This is a genomic window from Peribacillus sp. FSL E2-0218, assembly GCF_037992945.1.
GTDB lineage: Bacteria > Bacillota > Bacilli > Bacillales > DSM-1321 > Peribacillus > Peribacillus simplex_B.
Genome location: NZ_CP150304.1, coordinates 1,650,851 through 1,670,808, shown reverse-complemented (window position 1 = coordinate 1,670,808; position 19,958 = coordinate 1,650,851). Strand labels below are relative to the sequence as shown.

17 protein-coding genes are annotated in these 19,958 nt (G+C 44.9%); 1 reads left to right on the top strand and 16 read right to left on the bottom strand.

From position 1 onward, the window contains the following. Window positions 1-65: 65 nt before the first annotated feature. The 16 genes from MHI53_RS08045 to MHI53_RS07970 form a co-directional block, all read right to left on the bottom strand. A complete protein-coding gene (locus tag MHI53_RS08045) occupies window positions 66-719 on the bottom strand; it encodes a thiamine diphosphokinase (RefSeq protein ID WP_340373184.1) in 654 nt (217 codons plus the stop codon). A 104-nt stretch (window positions 720-823) separates the two neighbouring features. Then, window positions 824-1,471, bottom strand: a complete 648-nt coding sequence (gene rpe, locus MHI53_RS08040) for a ribulose-phosphate 3-epimerase (RefSeq protein ID WP_061144582.1) — start codon at window positions 1,469-1,471, stop codon at window positions 824-826. Window position 1,472: 1 nt separating this feature from the next. Then, on the bottom strand, window positions 1,473-2,354 hold the full coding sequence (gene rsgA / locus MHI53_RS08035) for a ribosome small subunit-dependent GTPase A (RefSeq protein WP_061144581.1): 882 nt from the start codon (window positions 2,352-2,354) through the stop codon (window positions 1,473-1,475). Between the two features lie 23 nt (window positions 2,355-2,377). Next, complete coding sequence (gene pknB, locus MHI53_RS08030; protein ID WP_340373183.1) at window positions 2,378-4,402, bottom strand: Stk1 family PASTA domain-containing Ser/Thr kinase; 2,025 nt, start codon at window positions 4,400-4,402, stop codon at window positions 2,378-2,380. Window positions 4,403-4,407: 5 nt separating this feature from the next. Beyond that, the gene (locus MHI53_RS08025) at window positions 4,408-5,157 is read right to left on the bottom strand and encodes a Stp1/IreP family PP2C-type Ser/Thr phosphatase (RefSeq protein WP_061144736.1); all 750 of its coding nucleotides are present in this window, start codon (window positions 5,155-5,157) and stop codon (window positions 4,408-4,410) included. Window positions 5,158-5,162: 5 nt separating this feature from the next. After that, the gene (rlmN, locus tag MHI53_RS08020) at window positions 5,163-6,257 is read right to left on the bottom strand and encodes a 23S rRNA (adenine(2503)-C(2))-methyltransferase RlmN (protein WP_061144579.1); all 1,095 of its coding nucleotides are present in this window, start codon (window positions 6,255-6,257) and stop codon (window positions 5,163-5,165) included. Further along, on the bottom strand, window positions 6,257-7,609 hold the full coding sequence (gene rsmB, locus MHI53_RS08015; protein ID WP_061144578.1) for a 16S rRNA (cytosine(967)-C(5))-methyltransferase RsmB: 1,353 nt from the start codon (window positions 7,607-7,609) through the stop codon (window positions 6,257-6,259). The genes rlmN and rsmB overlap by 1 nt, the downstream gene beginning before the upstream one ends. Then, window positions 7,596-8,555 carry a methionyl-tRNA formyltransferase gene (fmt, locus tag MHI53_RS08010; protein ID WP_061144577.1) on the bottom strand — a complete coding sequence of 320 codons (960 nt, stop codon included), beginning with the start codon at window positions 8,553-8,555 and terminating at the stop codon, window positions 7,596-7,598. Before fmt ends, rsmB begins: the two co-directional genes overlap by 14 nt. Beyond that, window positions 8,552-9,037, bottom strand: a complete 486-nt coding sequence (gene def, locus MHI53_RS08005) for a peptide deformylase (protein ID WP_340373182.1) — start codon at window positions 9,035-9,037, stop codon at window positions 8,552-8,554. Before def ends, fmt begins: the two co-directional genes overlap by 4 nt. Before the next feature lie 98 nt (window positions 9,038-9,135). Further along, window positions 9,136-11,547, bottom strand: coding sequence for a primosomal protein N' (priA, locus tag MHI53_RS08000; RefSeq protein WP_340373181.1), 2,412 nt, complete (start codon window positions 11,545-11,547; stop codon window positions 9,136-9,138). A gap of 6 nt (window positions 11,548-11,553) precedes the next feature. Continuing rightward, window positions 11,554-12,756: a bifunctional phosphopantothenoylcysteine decarboxylase/phosphopantothenate--cysteine ligase CoaBC gene (gene coaBC / locus MHI53_RS07995; protein WP_340373180.1), complete on the bottom strand. Its 1,203-nt coding sequence runs from the start codon at window positions 12,754-12,756 to the stop codon at window positions 11,554-11,556. A gap of 223 nt (window positions 12,757-12,979) precedes the next feature. After that, window positions 12,980-13,186, bottom strand: coding sequence for a DNA-directed RNA polymerase subunit omega (rpoZ, locus tag MHI53_RS07990; RefSeq protein WP_061144573.1), 207 nt, complete (start codon window positions 13,184-13,186; stop codon window positions 12,980-12,982). A 3-nt stretch (window positions 13,187-13,189) separates the two neighbouring features. Next, window positions 13,190-13,804: a guanylate kinase gene (gene gmk / locus MHI53_RS07985; protein WP_061144572.1), complete on the bottom strand. Its 615-nt coding sequence runs from the start codon at window positions 13,802-13,804 to the stop codon at window positions 13,190-13,192. Between the two features lie 10 nt (window positions 13,805-13,814). Next, window positions 13,815-14,078, bottom strand: coding sequence for a DUF370 domain-containing protein (locus MHI53_RS07980; protein ID WP_057913464.1), 264 nt, complete (start codon window positions 14,076-14,078; stop codon window positions 13,815-13,817). 54 nt (window positions 14,079-14,132) lie between these two features. Beyond that, window positions 14,133-15,008 (bottom strand): YicC/YloC family endoribonuclease, encoded by an 876-nt coding sequence (locus tag MHI53_RS07975; protein WP_061144571.1) that lies wholly within the window; start codon window positions 15,006-15,008, stop codon window positions 14,133-14,135. A 155-nt stretch (window positions 15,009-15,163) separates the two neighbouring features. Beyond that, window positions 15,164-17,842 (bottom strand): calcium-translocating P-type ATPase, SERCA-type, encoded by a 2,679-nt coding sequence (locus tag MHI53_RS07970; protein ID WP_340373658.1) that lies wholly within the window; start codon window positions 17,840-17,842, stop codon window positions 15,164-15,166. Between the two features lie 365 nt (window positions 17,843-18,207). Between MHI53_RS07970 and MHI53_RS07965 the strand changes: the two genes are divergently transcribed. Then, a complete protein-coding gene (locus MHI53_RS07965) occupies window positions 18,208-19,929 on the top strand; it encodes an NFACT RNA binding domain-containing protein (RefSeq protein WP_340373179.1) in 1,722 nt (573 codons plus the stop codon). Window positions 19,930-19,958: the final 29 nt, after the last annotated feature.

The following is a 19,958-nucleotide window of genomic DNA, read 5'->3' as shown; positions in this document are numbered from 1 at the left end:
CAACATAAGCTTTTAAGCGGATATAGGATTTGTAATTATATCCGAATCTGCTTTAAGCATGAATTTTAATCTCTGCTTCTTACCATCATTAATATGCCCTCCTTAAATGAAACATTCCCAGATTCGGAAATTAGTTCATTGCTGATGCAGAGTGTCGAACCTATCTCCAAGCTGCGATCGCTCAGCGGGTATTTGAAGCCTGTCAGGGTGATGCCAGTGACTGCCGTTGTGACTGGCAGGAATGATACGTACTTCTTATCCTTCAAAGCAGTTACCTCATAAGAGCCTGCTGTCTTGACGGTGAAAATGTTTTGTCGATCGACTATGTATATATCAATATCGGCATGAATGGGAAGGATGCTTTCCTTTTGGAGCAGCTGGATATTGCCAAGAAAATGATCCATTCTCCCCCCAGTGGCCCCAAGGATGTGAATTTCACTCGGTTTTTGATCTATCGCCCAATGAAAAGCGATTTCCAGATCCGTTTCATCCTTTTCCGAAGAATATAAATTCACTTGCTGAAGCCTTTGTGCAATTACCTTGTATTCGTCTTGCGAAACCGAGTCAAAATCCCCGAAGGCGCATTTAGGGTCGATCCCATTTTCAAGCAAGGCCCACACTCCTCTATCAACCCCGATCCAAAGATCCGTCATTACCTTATACCTTGCCAAATCAGGCCATAGCGATTCTGGACCGCCCGCCATTATACTAATGATCATGATCATCATCCTTTTTACACGTATATGCATATACGAGATTTCTTTGTGACACTGTTAAAAAAAGCCGATCATTATCCTATGTATACGATAATGTCGGCTTTATATCAATTTCCCCGAATTCTTTGAATCGCTGCACGGCGATCTGCCTGATTATATATTGCTGACCCGGCCACAAGGACCGTCGCCCCTTGTTCAATACATAGTTTCGCCGTTTCTTCATTGACTCCGCCATCAATCTCTATCTCCAGATCCTGATTATGGTTGTCCGCCATCGCCTTAACTTCAGCGATTTTTGGCAATACGGATGTGATGAACTTTTGCCCGCCGAAGCCTGGGTTAACCGTCATCAACAGCACCATATCAATATCTTCGATTATAGGTTGGAGCAAGGACGCTGGCGTGGCTGGATTAAGCACCACCCCTGCCTTGAGGCCGAATGATTTAATTAACTGGATCGTTCGGTGCAGATGCGTACAGGCCTCTGCATGCACCGTTATATAGTCGGCTCCAGCTTTTGCGAACGCCTCGATATAACGGTCCGGTTGTTCGATCATAAGATGAACGTCTAGCGGCAGTTTAGTCACAGGCCGAATGGCTTCCACTATTAACGGTCCGATGGTAATATTCGGAACGAACTGCCCATCCATGACATCCACATGAATAAAATCCGCCCCGCCTCTTTCCACATCAAGGATTTCTTCTCCCAATTTTGCAAAGTCTGCTGATAAAATCGAAGGTGCAATTTTAACCATTTCAATACCTCGGCTTTCTATCTCTGATTTCTTCCAGGAATTGCATATAATGCTCATAGCGATATTGCGGGATTTCCCCGGAAGCGACCGCTTCCTTCACGGCACACCTCGGTTCTTTATCGTGCAAACAAGCCCTGAACTTACAGTCCTCTCCATGCTTATGCATTTCGGGGAAGCAATAGGATAGCCGTTCAGCTTCCATTTCCATGAATTCGAGTGAACTGAAACCAGGCGTATCCGCGACAAGGCCGGAGCCGATATGAATCAATTCTACATGACGCGTAGTATGTTTCCCCCGTCCAAGATGTGACGAAATGTCATCCGTCTTTAAAGCCAGTTCAGGGTTGATTGCGTTTAGCAAAGACGATTTTCCAACTCCTGACTGACCGGCAAATACACTCGTTTTCCCCTCTAAATAAGGAACAAGTTCTTCAATGCCTCCTGTGGTAACCGAGGATGTTTCCAATACCGTATACCCAAGTTTGCGATAATCATTGATGTACTGTGTCAATTTCGTCCGGGTTTCAGAAGTGACCAAGTCCAGTTTCGTCACGACGATAATGGGCTCGATTTCGTTATCTTCGATCAATACGAGGAAACGATCGAGCAGCGCCGGACTGAAGTCAGGTTCCACTGCCGAAAAGACGAGGATGGCTTGATCTACATTTGAAATTTGCGGACGGATCAATTCATTCTTTCGCGGTTTTATTTCGGTAACGGTCCCATCGGTTTTATTTTCCGCCTGGAACACCACATAATCACCAACGAGCGGAGTTACCTTATTTTTCCTGAACACGCCCCGTCCGCGGCATTGAAAAACTTCTTCCCCATCAAGCACATAATAAAATCCGCTAAGTGCTTTAATAATTTTTCCTTCGGGCATAGCCACACTCCTAATTTATATATTTAGTCGGGATAAGAGACAGCTTTGTCGATGATGACCTGATTGTCCCTCATGACTTTATAGCCTGCTTTCTTATCCTGGGAAACCGTCAATTCGATCGTTCGCTTGGCATCTTCCACGATAAAGAATGATTCCTTAGGCTCCGTCATGCTATTATTGATATCCTCAATGAAAATTTGCACTTTTTGCGCTTTGCCAGGTTCAACTGGATCATATTCAATCTTGATTTTCTCCGTTACGGTCTTGGGGGGGATCTCTTCTTTCCCTTTTGAGACGATGACTTTCACCGTACTGCCTTTTTCCACCTTAGTACCCGGTTCAGGCGACTGGGAAATGACCAGTCCCTTCTCGACGGAATCATCGTATACCTCTTCTTCCACATCGATCTTTATTCCGCTTTCATTGGAATAATCATTTAGGCCGGCTTCATTGAACCCCTTGAGATTTTTCAGGCTCAATAAATCTTCCCCTTTGCTTACAGTTAACTCAAGTTCCGTTTCGGAAGCGACGATTTCAGTTGCGCCCGATGGCGTCTGATCTATGATGGTACCGGCAGCACTTTGATCAAATTTGTAGGTCACGATCGTGTTTTTGAATCCCATATTATCAAGCAGGGATTTAATATCCGAGTAATTCCGGCCTTCATAGTTGGAAAGCGATATCGTTTCTTTACCTACACTTTGATAGATATCGACCTTTGCACCTGCCTTGACGGTTTTCCCTTCCTTCGGGTTGGTTTTGATCACCAGTCCCGCTTCAACCTCTTCATCCTCGATCTCAATGGTTTCTCCGACGACCAAATCCAGATTAAGCAAATCAGTAATTGCATCATCCAATTCCTTCCCTTTAAGGTCAGGGATCGTCACTTCCTTCGGGCCCAAAAGGGATGGTCCTAACGTGACAGATAAGACAGCAAGCAGTGCGAGGACTAAAAAGATGGTTACCAAAATAGCTGGCATTCTCTTCCGTTTTTTGTCCTTTTGTTTCGTCTTCATTTTTTGTTTTTTCTGTTTCTTTTGTTTTTTGTTCACTTTCATGGCTTCGACCGAGTCATCTTCAGCATCGTCTGCATAGACTGCCGTATTTTTCTCCGGCCCTCTTATAATCGTCTCATCAATACTCGAGAGCTGATCATCCGTGATGACAGGTATCGCTTTCGTTGCATCATGGTCTTCCGGTATCGTAAAGGGCTGCTCATTTGAACGCTCAGGATTCAACGACGTACGAATGTCATCTTCCATTGAATCTACGCTTTCATATCGGTAATATGAATCCTTCGCTGTCGCCCTCAAAATAATATTTTCTACACTCTGGGGTATTTCAGGGTTCCACCGTTTGGGCGAAGGGGTTTCCGATTGTAAATGTTTAAGCGCTATCGACACGGCTGATTCACCGGAAAAAGGCAATCTACCCGTCAGCAATTCAAACATGACGATGCCAAGGGAGTATATATCCGATTTCTTATTGGCCATGCCGCCCCTTGCCTGTTCCGGAGATAAGTAATGGACGGAACCCAAGACGGCGTTCGTCTGAGTAATGTTGGTTGCACTCAAGGCCAAGGCAATTCCAAAGTCTGTTATCTTGACAGTTCCTTCTTTATCGATCAATATGTTCTGTGGCTTGATGTCACGATGGATGATCCCATTATGGTGGGCATGGGAAATCGCTGCCGTAATCTGCTTCATGATATCCAAGGCTTCATCAACTGGAATCGGATAATATTTTTGTATGTATTGCTTAAGTGTAAAGCCGTCCACATATTCCATGACGATATAATAGATGGCATCTTCTTCTCCAACATCATAAATACTTACGATATTGGGATGGGCCAAACTGGTTGCCGATTGAGCTTCCCGGTTGAAGCGCTTGATGAATTCTTCGTCATTGTTGAAGTCCATGCGAAGGATTTTCAACGCAACATCCCTATCCAAAATCATATCCCTTGCAAGGTAAACATTCGCCATGCCACCGCCGCCGACCATCTCGATCAGTTTATAACGGCCGTTGATTCTTCTGCCAATCAACATTCAATTCACCTGCTTTCGCTTTCATCAGTAAATTGAACAAGCACAAGGGTGATATTATCTTCCCCACCGTAGTGATTGGCCTTGTCTATTAATGATTTTGCCTTTTCTTCAAGAGGCTGCCCATTTGTAACCGTTTCTTCAAGCTCCTGTTCATTCACTTTATTCGTTAGTCCATCCGAACAAAGCAACAATAAATCACTTTCTTCGAAAATGACCGTCGTGATGTCCATTTCAACTTGCTTTTCCGTTCCCAAGGCTCGTAATAAAACATTTTTTCGTGGATGGTTCTCGGCATCTTCCTTCGAAATCTGCCCGGAACGGACCAATTCGTTAACGAGTGAATGATCTTCCGTAACCTGTTTAAAGCCACTCTCATTGTACAAATAACATCGACTGTCCCCGATATTGGCGATGGTCGCAAATGTATCAGTACATATTGCAGCAACAACGGTGGTCCCCATACCCTTACACTCTGTATGTGACTCGGCATATTCAAAAAGCGAATGATTGACCAAGAAGATTTGCTGTTTTAGCCACTCCTCGGCATCATTTGCCGTTTCGATCCCGCCGGATTCCTCCCATCCCTTTTTCAAAAGGTCAATCGTCATCGCACTTGCCACATCCCCGGCACGGTGGCCGCCCATGCCATCTGCAACGATGGCAAGGCGAACGCCTTCCGAGTTTTTAAAGATTCCGCCATTATCTTCATTATGCTGCCGGACTTTTCCACGGTCTGTTTTAAATATCGCCCTCAATAGGGTCACCTCGTCTCTTCTTTGCGCTCCTTGGCCCGAAGCTGGCCGCAGGCTGCGTCGATATCACTGCCTTGTTCCCTTCGGATCGTCACATTGATACCGCGCTTTTTCAATGTTTTTTCAAACTCAAAAATCTGATCCCGAGGTGTACGTACATAGTTGCGTTCCGGTACATAGTTAACCGGAATTAAGTTGACATGGCATTTGATCCCGCTTATTAAATTGGCTAATTCTTCGGCGTGTTCGACTGTATCATTTTCCCCGCCGAATAGACCATATTCAAAACTTACACGGCGCCCTGTTTTTTCAGTATAGTATTTTATGGCTTCAATCAAGTCGGGAAGTTTGTAAGCCTTGTTGATTGGCATCAATTTACTTCTCAATTCCGTGTTTGGTGCATGCAGGGAAACCGCAAAGTTGATTTGCATGCTCTCTTCTGCAAATTTATAGATTTTAGGAATGATCCCGCTTGTAGAAACGGTAATATGACGGGCCCCGATATTCAAGCCTTTTTCATGATTTATATTCTTCAAGAATGACATCATATTATCGTAGTTATCGAACGGTTCCCCGATTCCCATGATGACGACTGAGCTGACACGTTCTTCCACTTCGTCAAGTGCTTGCTGCACTTTAACGACTTGGGCAACTATTTCGCCTGCTTCAAGGTTTCGCTTCAATCCACCCAGTGTCGATGCACAGAAGGTACAACCAATTCTACAACCAACCTGTGTTGTCACGCAAATGGAGTTTCCGTATTCGTGGCGCATCAATACCGTTTCAATCGAATATCCATCATGGAGTTCAAATAAGAACTTCATCGTTCCATCATTTGACGTTTGCTGGATCAGCGTTTTCAAGGTAGTGAAGGTAAAATGTGATTCCAGCTTATCGCGTAAAGATTTCGATAGGTTGGACATATCTTCAAAGCTGGAGACGCGCTTTTTATAAAGCCAATCGTATACTTGCTCGGCCCGGAAAGCCTTCTCGCCATTTTGAATGATCCATTCTTTAATTTGGTGAAGCTCCAATGAATAGATGGATGGTTTTTCTGGTGTTGTGTCTTTTCTTACTCTGGATGATTTGGTTATTTCTGCCATTACAGCACCTTCTTTCTAAAACTCGCAATAAAGAATCCGTCACTGCTAAAATATTGCGGAAAAACTTGCAGCGTATTGCCCTCGATAAACGGCTGAACGCTCTCGGGCATTCTTTCTGACAGCGATGGATCGCTCTCGAAATCCGGGTGGTCTTGCAAAAACGACATGGCCACTTGGTCATTTTCTTCCCTATCCACCGTGCATGTGCTATATACTAAACGTCCGCCTTGCTTTACCAGCGGTGCGGCAGCTTCCAATAATTGCTTTTGTATACTTGAGAGTTTCATTATATCATCTTTTGTTTTTGTGTACTTTACATCAGGCTTCCGGCGCATGACTCCCAACCCTGAACACGGAGCATCGATCAAGACCCGGTCGAACCCTTCTTTATTGAAGTGTTCCTGCACTTTCCTGCTATCGAGTGCCATAGTCTTGATGTTGTTCCTCAGTTTTAGCCGCTCTGCCTGCTCCTTGATGAGCTTGACTTTATGCTCATGAAGATCCAGCGCATAGACTTGTCCAGTCGTCAGACCTTCTGCAATATGGGTCGTTTTCCCTCCAGGAGCAGCACAGCAATCGAGAACAGCATCATTATCATTTGCCCCCAAAGCATGAGCAACAAGCATCGAGCTTTCGTCCTGGATCGACAGGTAGCCTAGTTTATAACTTTCTGAATGGGCAAGATTGCCTCTATAGCTGACGATGGCTTCGGGGACGACTTCACTTGCTTCGACGTCATATCCCTCTTCCCTTAATATGCTCATTAATTCATTGCGGGAAATCTTCTTTAAATTGACCCGTCCCGTTTGCAATGGGGCCGTTAAGTTCACTTCGCACATTTCCTTGGTTTTTTCATAACCAAATTGCTCCACCCAGCGTTTGATCAACCAGACTGGATGACTCACTTCGATGGAGAGCCGTTCAAGATCATCTTTGATGGCATCAAGGGAAGGAACACCATTTCTCTGGATGTTGCGAAGCACGCCATTGACCATCGAAGATGTCCCTTTATGTCCGCGTTTTTTGGAAATTTCAACTGCCTCGAAGATGATCGCATGGTCCGGCACCTTATCTAAATAAACCATTTGATAAACAGACAGCCTAAGCAGATTGATGACCCAGCTTTGCGTCTTTTTCGGCTGTTTAATATAAGGGCTCAAAAAGTAATCCAATGTCATCTTACGCTGTATTGTCCCATAGCTTATTTCCGTAAGCAAACCGCTGTCAACAGGGGATAATTGATGCTTTTTGATCAAGTTGTTTAATAAGAGGTTACTGTAGGATTGGTTTTTCTCTACAGATTCCAAAATATCGAGAGCAATGTCACGTACTCCCTTTTTAGTTTGCTTCATTCTGTTCTCCTAACTTCATGCCTGCTTTAATGAACGACCCGGCGCCGCGCAAGTAATCTTTCGCCGGCATTTTTTTCTTTCCTGAAGGCTGCAGTTCTGTAACCAGTATCGCCGTTCCATTGCCTGTCGAAACGATGAAACCATCATTTTGCACTTCTAAAATTGTGCCGGGTGCTTCCTGGCTGCCGTATTCAAGCTTACCGGCCTTCCAAATTTTCAGGACCGATCCGTTTAAGGTTGTGTAGGCAACTGGCCATGGATTTAGTCCGCGTACATGGTTATAGATATTTCCCCCTGTTTTCGACCAGTCGATTTTTTCCTCCGAACGTTTAATGTTAGGAGCGAAGGTCGCTTTGCCCTCATCTTGCTTGGTTGCCTTCAGTTCGCCATTGATAAGCTTCGGCAATGTTTCCGCAAGCAAATCCGAACCTACCTTGCTTAACTTATCATGCAGGGTTCCCACATTATCTTCTTCCGCGATGGCCACTTCAGCTTGCGTCAATATATCTCCGGCATCCAATTTTTCCGCCATATACATGATGGTGATACCCGTTTTTTCTTTTCCCTGCAATATTGAATAATGGATCGGTGCGCCGCCGCGAAGTTCTGGAAGCAAGGAGGCATGTACGTTGATGCATCCGTATTTAGGGGCTTCCAACAATTCATTCGGGAGGATTTGCCCGAACGCCGCGGTCACCACAAGGTCAGCACCTAATGCGATGATCTTTTCCAATTCTGCTTTTTCACGGATCTTTTCAGGTTGATAAACGGGAATTCCCTGTTTTTCCGCTTCGACCTTGACCGGCGGGGGCGTCAGCACCTTTTTACGGCCAACGGGACGATCCGGCTGCGTGACGACTGCAATCACGTCAAACCCTTCATCAATGATCCTTTTCAATACCGGCACTGAAAAATCCGGTGTCCCCATAAAGATAATTTTTGTCATTCTTCTTCATACCCTTCTAACTCTTCTTCTGTAATATAGCGCGAAACCTTACTTGTAAATAAAACCCCTTGCAAATGATCGATCTCATGCAGAAGTGCCCTTGCGAGGAAATCCTCCGCCTCTATCTCGAAAAAGCTCCCTTTTCGGTCTTGTGCGCGCACTTTGATGCGGTAAGGACGGGACACTTCACCATATAGGCTAGGAAAGCTAAGGCAACCTTCCACACCCTTCTGCTCACCTTCCGTTTCCAGAACTTCTGGATTGATCAATTCAAGGTGACCCGAATCTTCATCTATTTCAACGACGGCCACTTGCTTTTTAATGCCGACTTGCGGCGCAGCCAGCCCTACGCCATCCGCTTCCACCATCGTTTCATACATATTATTTAACAGCTTTGCCAATTTTTTATCAAAACTTGTTACTTTATCACATTTTTGTTGTAAAATTTTTTCAGGAAACAAAACAATCGGTAAAATAGCCAAAATTCAAAGTACCCTCCTAGATATGAGAAACAACACTTCATTATATAAAAACGCAAGCCCGTAACAGCCCGCGGTGTAATCCTCTTACTCTTCAACCATCACATCATGATCTGCGGATTTAAATCGATCGAAATCTGCAGGTGATTTTGAGCCGTTTCTTTTTGGTAATGCTCCAAAAGCGTTCGTAAATGTTGATTAAGGTCCGGCTCTCGTTTGTATTTTATCAGACATTGGTAACGATATCTATTGTTGATTCGGCTGATCGGCGAAGCGACTGGGCCTAGAACGATTGAGTCCCGATTCAATCGCGAACCTAAATAATTGGTAATTTTTTCGGTGACACTCACTGCCTTCATCAAATCTTCATGAGAAACCGTGATAAGGACAACGTAATAATACGGGGGATAATGACTTTTCCTGCGGAGATCCATTTCCCTTTCATAAAAGGCATCATAATCCTGCAGGGCAGCAAGTTCGATGCTGTAGTGCTCTGGTGTATAAGTTTGGATGACCACTTCCCCCGGAAGTTGATGACGCCCCGCCCTGCCGCTGACCTGTGTCAGCAGCTGAAAAGTCTTTTCCGACGAGCGGAAATCCGGCAGATGGAGCATCGTATCAGCTGAAAGGACACCTACCAGGGTGATATTAGGGAAATCCAGTCCCTTGGCAATCATTTGTGTGCCAAGCAATATATCAGCCTTTCCTTCTCCAAAGGCATTGAGCAGCCGTTCATGTGAGCCCTTTTTGCTCGTCGTATCTACGTCCATCCGAATGACCCGCGCCTCAGGGAGGATTTTCGCTAACTCTTCTTCAACCTTTTGCGTGCCCGTACCGAAGAATCGGATATGTTCGCTTTCACATTCCGGGCAAACGGAAGGCATCCCCTCTTCAAACCCGCAATAATGGCATTTCATTATATCATTAAAGCGATGATAGGTGAGTGAAATGTCACAATTAGGGCAATTGATGACCAATCCGCAGCTTCGGCACATCACAAAGGAGGAATGTCCCCGTTTGTTCAGCATCAAGACCGTTTGCTGCCCCTTTTCAAGCCGATCTTTCAGCTTGCTAAAGAGCAGTTCCGAGAACATCGAACGATTTCCCGTTCTTAGTTCTTCCCTCATATCAACAATATCGACTGCCGGCAATGCATTTTCATTCATCCTCCGGCTCAGTGTCAATAGTTTATAGACGTCCTTCTTGGCACGTGCAAACGATTCGAGTGTAGGGGTCGCACTGCCAAGGATAACTGGGCACTGATGGGATTTTGCCCGTTCAATGGCAACATCCCTGGCATGGTACCTTGGCGTTTCTTCTTGCTTATAGCTGGATTCATGCTCCTCATCAATGATCACCAGTCCCAGGTTTTCAAACGGGGCAAACACGGCTGAACGTGCGCCCACTACCACTTTCACTTCTTTGCGGTGGATTTTCCGCCATTCATCATATTTTTCTCCTACGGATAAACCGCTGTGCATGACAGCGACCTGCTCGCCAAAGCGTTCCTTAAATCTTTTAACCGTTTGCGGTGTCAAGGAGATCTCAGGTACCATCATGATGGCTTCCTCCCCCTTTTCAATAACGGTGGCGATCGCCTGCAAATACACTTCCGTCTTTCCGCTCCCGGTCACACCGTATAAAAGGAATACATCATGCTCATCATGATGTATTTTCTCTTGGATGGGCTTTAGGGCAGCCGCTTGTTCATCTGTTAGCGTAAAAGGATTGGATGGTTGGAACACACGGTTCTCATATGGATCACGGTATATTTCCTGATCCAGTTCCGCCAATGCCCCTTTTGATACAAGGGATTTGACGGTACTGCTGGATGTATGGGTCACTTCAAGCAGCTCTTTTAACGGGACAGGCACTTGATGTTCCATAAAGTAAAGGAGCAGTTCCTGTTGTTTTTTTGCTTGACCGGATAGGCCCGACGCCATTTCTTTCAGTTCACTGGCCGGAAGCAGCGGTTGAATGACACGGACCGTTTTCTTATTAAGGCGGTTTTTCACATTATAAACGAGCTCCAGATTGCCATTTTGGAGTTCTTTTTGAAAAAGGGATGCATACTCTCCTTCGATCACCTCTTTCCAGGACAAAGAAGCGTTTCTTCCGAAAAGTGTTTCAATGATCGGCGGGAGTTGATCCTTTTTATCTTCAATGACATTGATCACTTTTTCATATTTCGCTTTCATTGCTGCCGGAAGCATGGCTTGGAGCGCTGAAATTCTAAAGCACATGGCCTCTTTGGTCAACCAGTTCCCCAGCCGAAGCAATTCATCATTAAGGATCGGCTCCAAATCCATCGGTTCTTTTATATGGCGTAATTTCGAAAAATCGCTTTCATCTTTTAAACCTGTGACGAATCCTTGGACCATTCTTGGACCGAATGGCACAATGACCCGCATGCCAGGCATGATGACTTGTTTCCACTTTTCCGGTATGCGGTAATCAAATTCACGATCGGTTTGTTTGGCGGGTACATCCACAATCACGGATGCAATATCCATAACACATCATTCCTTTTGGTTGCGGGATAGTTCTGCCAGGATGTTTTTAGCTATATCCGCTTTACTCATTTTAGGATACTCGATTGCACTTCCATCTTTCTTGTAAATGGTCACGATATTCGTATCCGTCCCAAAGCCTGCCCCTGCGACGGTCACATTATTGGCAACGATCATATCTGCATTCTTTTTCTCTAATTTCCCTCTTGCGTATTCTTCGACATTGTTCGTTTCAGCAGCAAAGCCTACCAAGATCTGGTGCGTTTTATTCTCACCGAGTTCCTTAAGGATATCCTTTGTCCGTTCAAATTCAATCACATTTTCTCCCGGCTGCTTTTTCATCTTCTGTACATGATAAAACTTCGGTTTATAGTCTGCGACGGCAGCGGTCATGATGACGACATCACTTGCATCGAACTGATTGAGAACGGCATCATGCATATCTGCTGCCGATTCCACGGGAATGACATGGGCCTTCAAGGGCGGCATCAAATTCACGGGCCCCGTCACCAATGTAACCTCAGCACCCATTTCGATTGCCTGCTCAGCTAAGGCATAGCCCATTTTTCCGCTGGAATGATTGGTGACATAACGTACCGGATCGATTGCTTCGCGAGTAGGACCTGCGGTTATCAGGACTTTCTTTCCTTTAAGAAGCTGCGGTTTCCTTTCGGCAAAGTGATTCCTCAGGTGTTCCATGATCGTTTCCGGTTCCTCCAACCGCCCTTTACCTACATACCCGCATGCCAAATACCCTTCCCCCGGTTCAATGAATTGATATCCGAACGTACGAAGTGTCTCCATGTTTTTCTGAACGGCAGGATGGGCATACATGTGAACATTCATGGCCGGCGCTATCCAAACAGGTGCTTCCGTTGCAAGCAGCGTGGTCGTGATCATATCATCGGCGATTCCATTTGCCACCTTGCCAATCACATTCGCCGTCGCCGGAGCCACAAGGATGATATCAGCCCAATCAGCCAAGTCGATGTGGGCAATTACAGAAGAATCCTTTTCATCAAATGTATCTGTGTACACATCATTCCTCGAAAGAGCTTGGAAAGTGAGCGGCGTCACGAATTGACGTGCAGATTCACTCATGATCACTTTTACGTGTGCACCTTCCTGTGTTAATTTACTGGTCAGGGCAGCAGCCTTATATACAGCAATACCGCCAGTGACGCAAAGAAGTACTTTTTTCTCGATAAGCATGCAAATTTCCCCTAACTATACATTCTAGATTTCTTAATTATGAAGGAAAACTGTAGAAAAATCATTTGATATGCGCAATTAATATAGGGTTTTCCCCATCTTGAAAATCAAAACAAACAGGCCTGACACCTTGGCCGCAGGAAGGAAGCAACTTTCAAAAATGTAACGCATCCTGTTTGCTTTAGGGTGTCAGACCCGATAGGTGAAGCTTATGTGTTCTCGCTTAGTTTTCCTCGTAAGAATTATCGTAGGTCAATTTGCCAGAATGAATTTCTTCAAGGGCACGGCCCACTGCTTTATGGGAGACCGGTTTGGTGATGAGGCAATTATCTTTAATTTGCATTTCCCGGGCACGTTTAGCTGCCACAGATACAAGCGAGTATTTAGAATCGATTTTCAATAATAGGGAATCAATTGATGGATATAACATAGTTTATTCCGCCTCCAACATTTTTTTATATAACTTAGCAACTCTTTCCCGACGGCAATGCTCGGCAATCACTATTGCATTAATTCTAGCACATGCTGCATCCACATGATCATTTTCCACGACATAATCATATAGATCCATAAGTTCTATCTCTTCCTTGGCCACTTTCATACGCCCTTTTATCGCTTCCTCCGTCTCGGTGCCGCGTGTAACGATCCGGCTTTCGAGTTCGGTCAAGCTTGGAGGGGCAAGGAAAATGAAAAGTCCTTCAGGGAATTTCTCGCGGACCTGTTTTGCTCCTTGAACTTCGATCTCCAGAAAAACATCTTTTCCGGAATCGATCGTTTCACGGACATAATCCACTGGCGTTCCATAATAATTACCGACAAACTCTGCATATTCAAGCAGTTTGCCTTCTTCAATCAACGCTTCGAATTCCTCGCGCTTTTTGAAGAAATAATCCACTCCATCCACTTCCCCATGGCGAGGCAGTCTAGTCGTCATCGAAATGGAATATTCAAAAGCTGTTCCAGGCTGAGAAAAAATTGCCTTCCTTACTGTACCTTTACCAACACCGGATGGTCCGGACAAAACGATTAATAAACCTTTTTCTCTCATATTGTTTCAGTTACCCCTCTTCCACGCTGTCATCTTTATCTTGCAGCCGTGCAGCAACCGTTTCCGGTTGAACGGCAGATAAGATGACATGGTCGCTGTCTGTAATTATAACGGCCCTGGTTCTTCTTCCGTATGTAGCATCTATTAAGGATCCGCGATCCCGGGCATCTTGGATGATCCTTTTAATCGGAGCCGATTCAGGACTCACGATGGATACGATCCGGTTTGCGGATACGATATTCCCAAATCCAATATTAATGAGCTTAATTGACATTTTTGTCCCCCATTCATATTCTATTGTCACCTTTTTACGTTCATCATAAACCGACTACTCGATATTTTGAACCTGTTCCTTTAATTTTTCAAGCAGGCTTTTCATTTCCACCACATCTTTGGTAATTAAGGAATCATTAGCCTTCGATCCGATTGTATTGACTTCCCTATTCATTTCCTGGACAAGGAAGTCCAATTTCCGGCCGATAGGCTCATTCTCTGAAAGCGTTGCTGAAAATTGCTGGACATGGCTTTCAAGCCTCGTAAGCTCTTCATTTATATCACATCTATCAGCGAAAATGGCCGCTTCTGTCACAATTCTGCTATCCTCAATCAGCCCATCCGTTAAATCGGCCAATTTGGTTTCCAAGCGGGCTTTGTATTTCTCGACGACTCTAGGCGCATGGTTTTTGACGCCTGCGATAATTTCTCGAAACCTATTAAGCTGGTTGACCATGTCCACGGCCAGCTCCTGCCCTTCGTGTGCCCGCATTGTTTTCAGGTTATCCAAGGCTCCCGAAACAGCCTTCAATAATGAAGCTTCCAAATCATGAGGGACCATAGGCACTTCTTCCGTCATGAAAATCGATTCAAGCTGAAGCATATCCTGTAATGTAATGGAGCTTTCCAGTTTGTATGTGTCCTTGACCTTGGCCATCAAATCTACATACTGATCGGCAAGATCCCAATCGACCTTCACTTTTTTGGAAACGAGGCTCTCACCTTCCACTGTAATGAAGATTTCCACCCGTCCCCTTCTTATGTATTGATTCGCCTTTTTCTTAACTTTTTCTTCCAAAATCAAAAGCTGGCGCGGCATTCTAATCGTATATTCACAAAAGCGATGATTCACCGTCTTTATCTCGGCAAAGACCTTGACCTGTCCGTTTCCCGATTCTTCTCTTCCATAGCCCGTCATGCTGGTAACCATGGTTCCACTTCCTATCAAGCATATTGTAGTAATTTCGCGATTAGTTTGATTATATATCAACTGCTGCATCATCAGTTTAGCTTATAAATAATAGACTACAAAAAATAAAAAGGCAATAGAGCAAGACTCTACCACCTTAAAGATTATAACATATTTCACTGTGCTTTTCTTGCTAAAAAGGTTCCGGCCAATAAAAAAGTTGGGATGGAAGCCATTCCTATCACCAATAGCCAATCCCTTCCTGAAATAGGCACTGTGTGGAAGATCGTTTGCAATGGCTCTACATACATGACTGCAAGCATCAATAACAACGAAGACAGGACCGCCCCAACCAGGTACATGTTACCGAACGGGTTTCTAGAGAAAATCGACCGTTCACTCCTGCAATCAAAAACATGTATGAGCTGGGCAAGAACCAGGGTAGCGAACGCAATCGTTTGTGCATATGCCAGGTTTTCGGGGTTTGCCCGATATACGACATAAAAGGCGATCAGCGTTGATATCCCTATCAGGAAACCGCGCGAGATGATCTTCCAGCCAAGCCCTCTGCCAAAAACGCCCTCGTTGGCATTTCGCGGGTTTCGTTTCATGACATCTTCTTCAGCCGAATCGAGGCCCAATGCCATGGCAGGAAGCCCGTCGGTAACAAGATTCACGAACAAGATTTGGATCGGAATCAACGGAAGGGGCAAGGCACATAACATCGCAAAAAACATGACCAAAATTTCCCCGACATTGGAAGCAAGCAGATAGCGGATGAACTTCCTGATGTTTTCATATATGTTCCGGCCTTCATTGATTGCAGATTTAATCGTTGCAAAATTATCATCGACCAATATCAGGGAGGATGCCTCCTTGGCAACATCCGTCCCGGTAATGCCCATCGATATGCCAATATCCGCAGATTTTATCGCAGGGGCATCATTGACGCCATCACCAGTCATCGCTACGACATGTCCTTTATTTTGGAGGGCCTTTACGATTTTCAATTTATGTTCAGGGGAAACACGGGCAAATACCGAAACACTTTCAACTATTTCTTCAAGTTCCCCTACTTCCATGTCAGCCAATTGCCGCCCTTCAAGTACAAGGTCTTTTCCTTTTAAGATGCCAAGTTCTTTAGCTATTGCCTTTGCGGTGATGACATGATCGCCAGTAATCATGACGGTTTTTATTCCGGCATCCCGGCATTCCTTGACAGCCAGCTTCACTTCCGGACGCGGCGGATCGATCATGCCTTGAAGTCCCATGAAGGTCAAATTACGCTCAGCTTCCGTTTCGTGAAGAAGAATCGTTCCTTTCGGAAGGGGTTTATAACCGACAGCAATCATCCGAAGTGCCTGTGAAGCAAGCTCATTCATATCCTGCTGTACCCTTGCCTTACTTTCGCGATTCAATATTTCCGATCTGTCTTCCCACAGAATCGTATCACACTGGGCGATCAATACATCAGGGGCCCCTTTAACGATGACGAAATGATTATCTTTTTCATCCTTGACGATCACACTCATCATTTTGCGGCTTGAGTCGAAGGGAAACTCCTTCACGATCGTAAACCTTTTGGCAAGGTTCTCCCTCGTCAAGCCCGCTTTCATCGCCGCGACCAACATGGCCCCTTCTGTCGGATCTCCGTCCAGTACATGTTGTTTTCCCTTCTCATTTAACTCGGCCTTGTTACAGAGCATCCCGAACGTAATGATCTGAAGCAGGGCATTATGGTTTTTCGGTGCAACCGCAACCCCCCTCAAGGAAAACTCACCGACCGGATTATATCCAGTGCCTGTGACATCCCATGTTTTCCCCCCGCTCCAAACTTTCGTAACCGTCATCTTGTTTTGCGTAAGTGTACCTGTCTTATCTGAGCAAATCACGGTAGCGCATCCAAGCGTTTCAACAGCAGGAAGCTTGCGGACAATCGCTTTTTGTTTGATCATGCGCTGGACGCCCAAGGACAAGGCGACAGTCACGATGGCAGGCAAACCTTCCGGAATCGCGGCAACCGCAAGGGATACACCGGCTAAAAACATCGTATAAAGGTCATGCCCTTGAATGACGCCGGTCAGGACGACAATGACCGTCAATATCAAGGCGGTGATGATCAATATTTTCCCTAGCTGCTCCAGGCGCCGTTGCAGAGGTGTTTCTTTTGTTTCTGCAGTCTGCAGCAAGTCGGCAATCTTCCCCATTGCCGTATTCATTCCCGTCGCGATGACGATTCCCACACCATTCCCTCTTGTGACCATCGTACCCATAAAAGCCATATTTTCCTGATCGCCGATCCCTTCGACCTCATTCATCAATGGATCGGAACATTTAACGGCTGGAAGCGATTCACCTGTAAGTGCCGATTCTTCGATTTCAAGGCTTGAATGGTCGACGATCCGCAAATCGGCCCCTATCCTGTCACCGCTTGAAAATTTCAGGATATCCCCCACGACCACCTCTCGTGAAGGGACCTTCAACCACCGGCCATCCCTAAGTACATTCACTTGCGGAGCTGCCATTTCCTTCAGCGCATCGAGTGATTTTTCAGCCTTTCGTTCTTGAAAGAAACCAAGTAATCCATTTAAAAAAACAATCGCCATGATGGCAATCGCATCAATATATTCACCCAATATCCCGGATACTAAAGTCGCGGCTAGTAATACGATGACCATGAAATCCTTGAATTGAGCAAAAAATAAAAGTATGGCTGACTGCTTTTCACCTTCCTTCAATTCGTTGAACCCATGCTTCTGCAGCCTGTCCTTTACTTCATCATCGTCCAAACCGTGTGTAACGTTTGTTTGAAGCGCTTTTTCCATTTCTTGATTGTTCATTTCCTTAAACTCCATCAAGTATCACACATCCTTTGAGTAGAATGAAATAGGCCCCTGTATACATCTTAAACAGGCGCTTTTGCTTTACTCACCCAACACCTGCCCGCTTATCGATACATAAAACAACCTGCTCTTCTTCCATGATTATTCAGACTCGTCCAAAATAATGCTATAATTAAACAGAATTGCGGAAAGAAGAACGCTCCCAAATTGAACATTGCTTATAGGACCTTGCCGGTTAACAGGTGATAGTAAATCGGCCAGCTCCAGTTTATGCGTCAATCAATCATCATGAATGAGAACATTCTCGAATCATGACTAACGTGTCTTCGAAGAATGGAGTATCATAGAAAATCTTATGTAAAGGAAGTAAAAATAGAATGTCATTCGATGGATTATTTACAAAAGCGATGACCGAAGAAATCGCTTCTATATTAAAAGGCGGTCGGATCAACAAGGTACATCAACCATACAAAAATGAAGTGATATTGGTGGTTCGTGCAGGAGGGAAGAACCATAAGCTCCTCTTATCAGCACATCCAAGCTATTCAAGAGTGCAATTGACGGAAGAAAGTTATGAAAATCCAAAAGAGGCACCCATGTTCTGCATGCTTCTTCGAAAACATCTCGAAGGTTATACAATAGAAGATATTTATCAATATGAACTCGATCGGATGATTATATTGGAGGTGAAGGGCCGCAATGAACTGGGGGATGTCTCCCAAAAGCAATTAATCATTGAAATCATGGGCCGGCACAGCAACATTGTGCTAGTCGATAAAGAACGGAACATGATATTGGACAGCATTAAGCATGTCTCATACGCCGTGAACAGTTACAGAGCCATATTGCCAGGCCAGGAATATAAGGTCCCTCCTGCCCAGGAGAAGGTTAATCCCTTCGAGGCCACCGAGGAAGATATCAGGAAAAACCTGGATTTCAATGCAGGAAGACTTGACCGACAGCTTGTCGCCAGCTTTTCAGGAATATCACCTTTAGTAGCCAAGGAAGCCGTCTACCGGGCTGGATTGGCAAACAGCACCACCCTTCCTGTCGCTTTTTCAAGCCTGATCAAAGAGATATCGGTACAAAAATATACTCCGACGATTAAACAAGACGGAAATAAAGAAGTTTTTTATATGCTTCCACTTGAACACCTGGGTGAAACACAACGGTCGTTCCCTTCATTAAGCGAAATGCTAGACAGATATTACTTCGGCAAGGCCGAACGAGATCGGGTTAAGCAGAAGAGCCAGGATGTGGAACGTTTCATTTCCAACGAAATAGAAAAGAATTCAAAAAAAATCGGGAAGCTCGAGCGTACGTTGAAAGATACGGAACGCGGGGAACAGTATCAATTATTCGGTGAGCTGCTTACAGCTAATCTTTATCAAATGAAAAAAGGCATGAAGGAGATTGAAGTCGTCAATTATTATGATGAGGGGCAAGGTACGATAACGATTCCGCTTGACCCGTTAAAAAATCCATCCGATAATGCGCAAAAGTACTTCTCCAAATACCTAAAGTCCAAAAATGCGGTCGGAGTGGTCCAAGAACAAATCGAAAAGACAAAATTGGAATTATCCTACTTCGAGGCCTTGCACCAGCAGCTTCAATCAGCTTCGCCCCGGGATATAGAGGAAATACGCGAAGAGCTTCAGGAAGAAGGCTACATCCGCCAAAAAAAGAAAAAAGGCATGAAAAAACCCGCCAATGCCAAACCGCAGCTTGAAACCTATTATGCTACCGATGGGGATCTCATTTTTGTCGGAAAGAATAATAAACAAAATGACTATTTAACGAATAAATTTGCACGCCGGGACGAAATCTGGCTTCATACGAAAGACATCCCTGGATCACATGTCGTGATCCGAAATGAATCACCGAGCGAAGAAACGATAAAAGAGGCAGCCGTGTTGGCAGCATTTTTCAGTAAAGCCAAGCAATCGAGCTCCGTTCCCGTTGACTTTACACAAGTCCGCCATGTAAAGAAACCGAACGGGTCCAAGCCAGGCTTCGTTATCTATGACCAGCAGCAGACCGTATATATTACACCGGATGCCGATACCGTCATTCGCTTAAAGGAAGCGGTAAAAGCCTAAAAAAAATAGAGGTGGCCCAATTGATATGT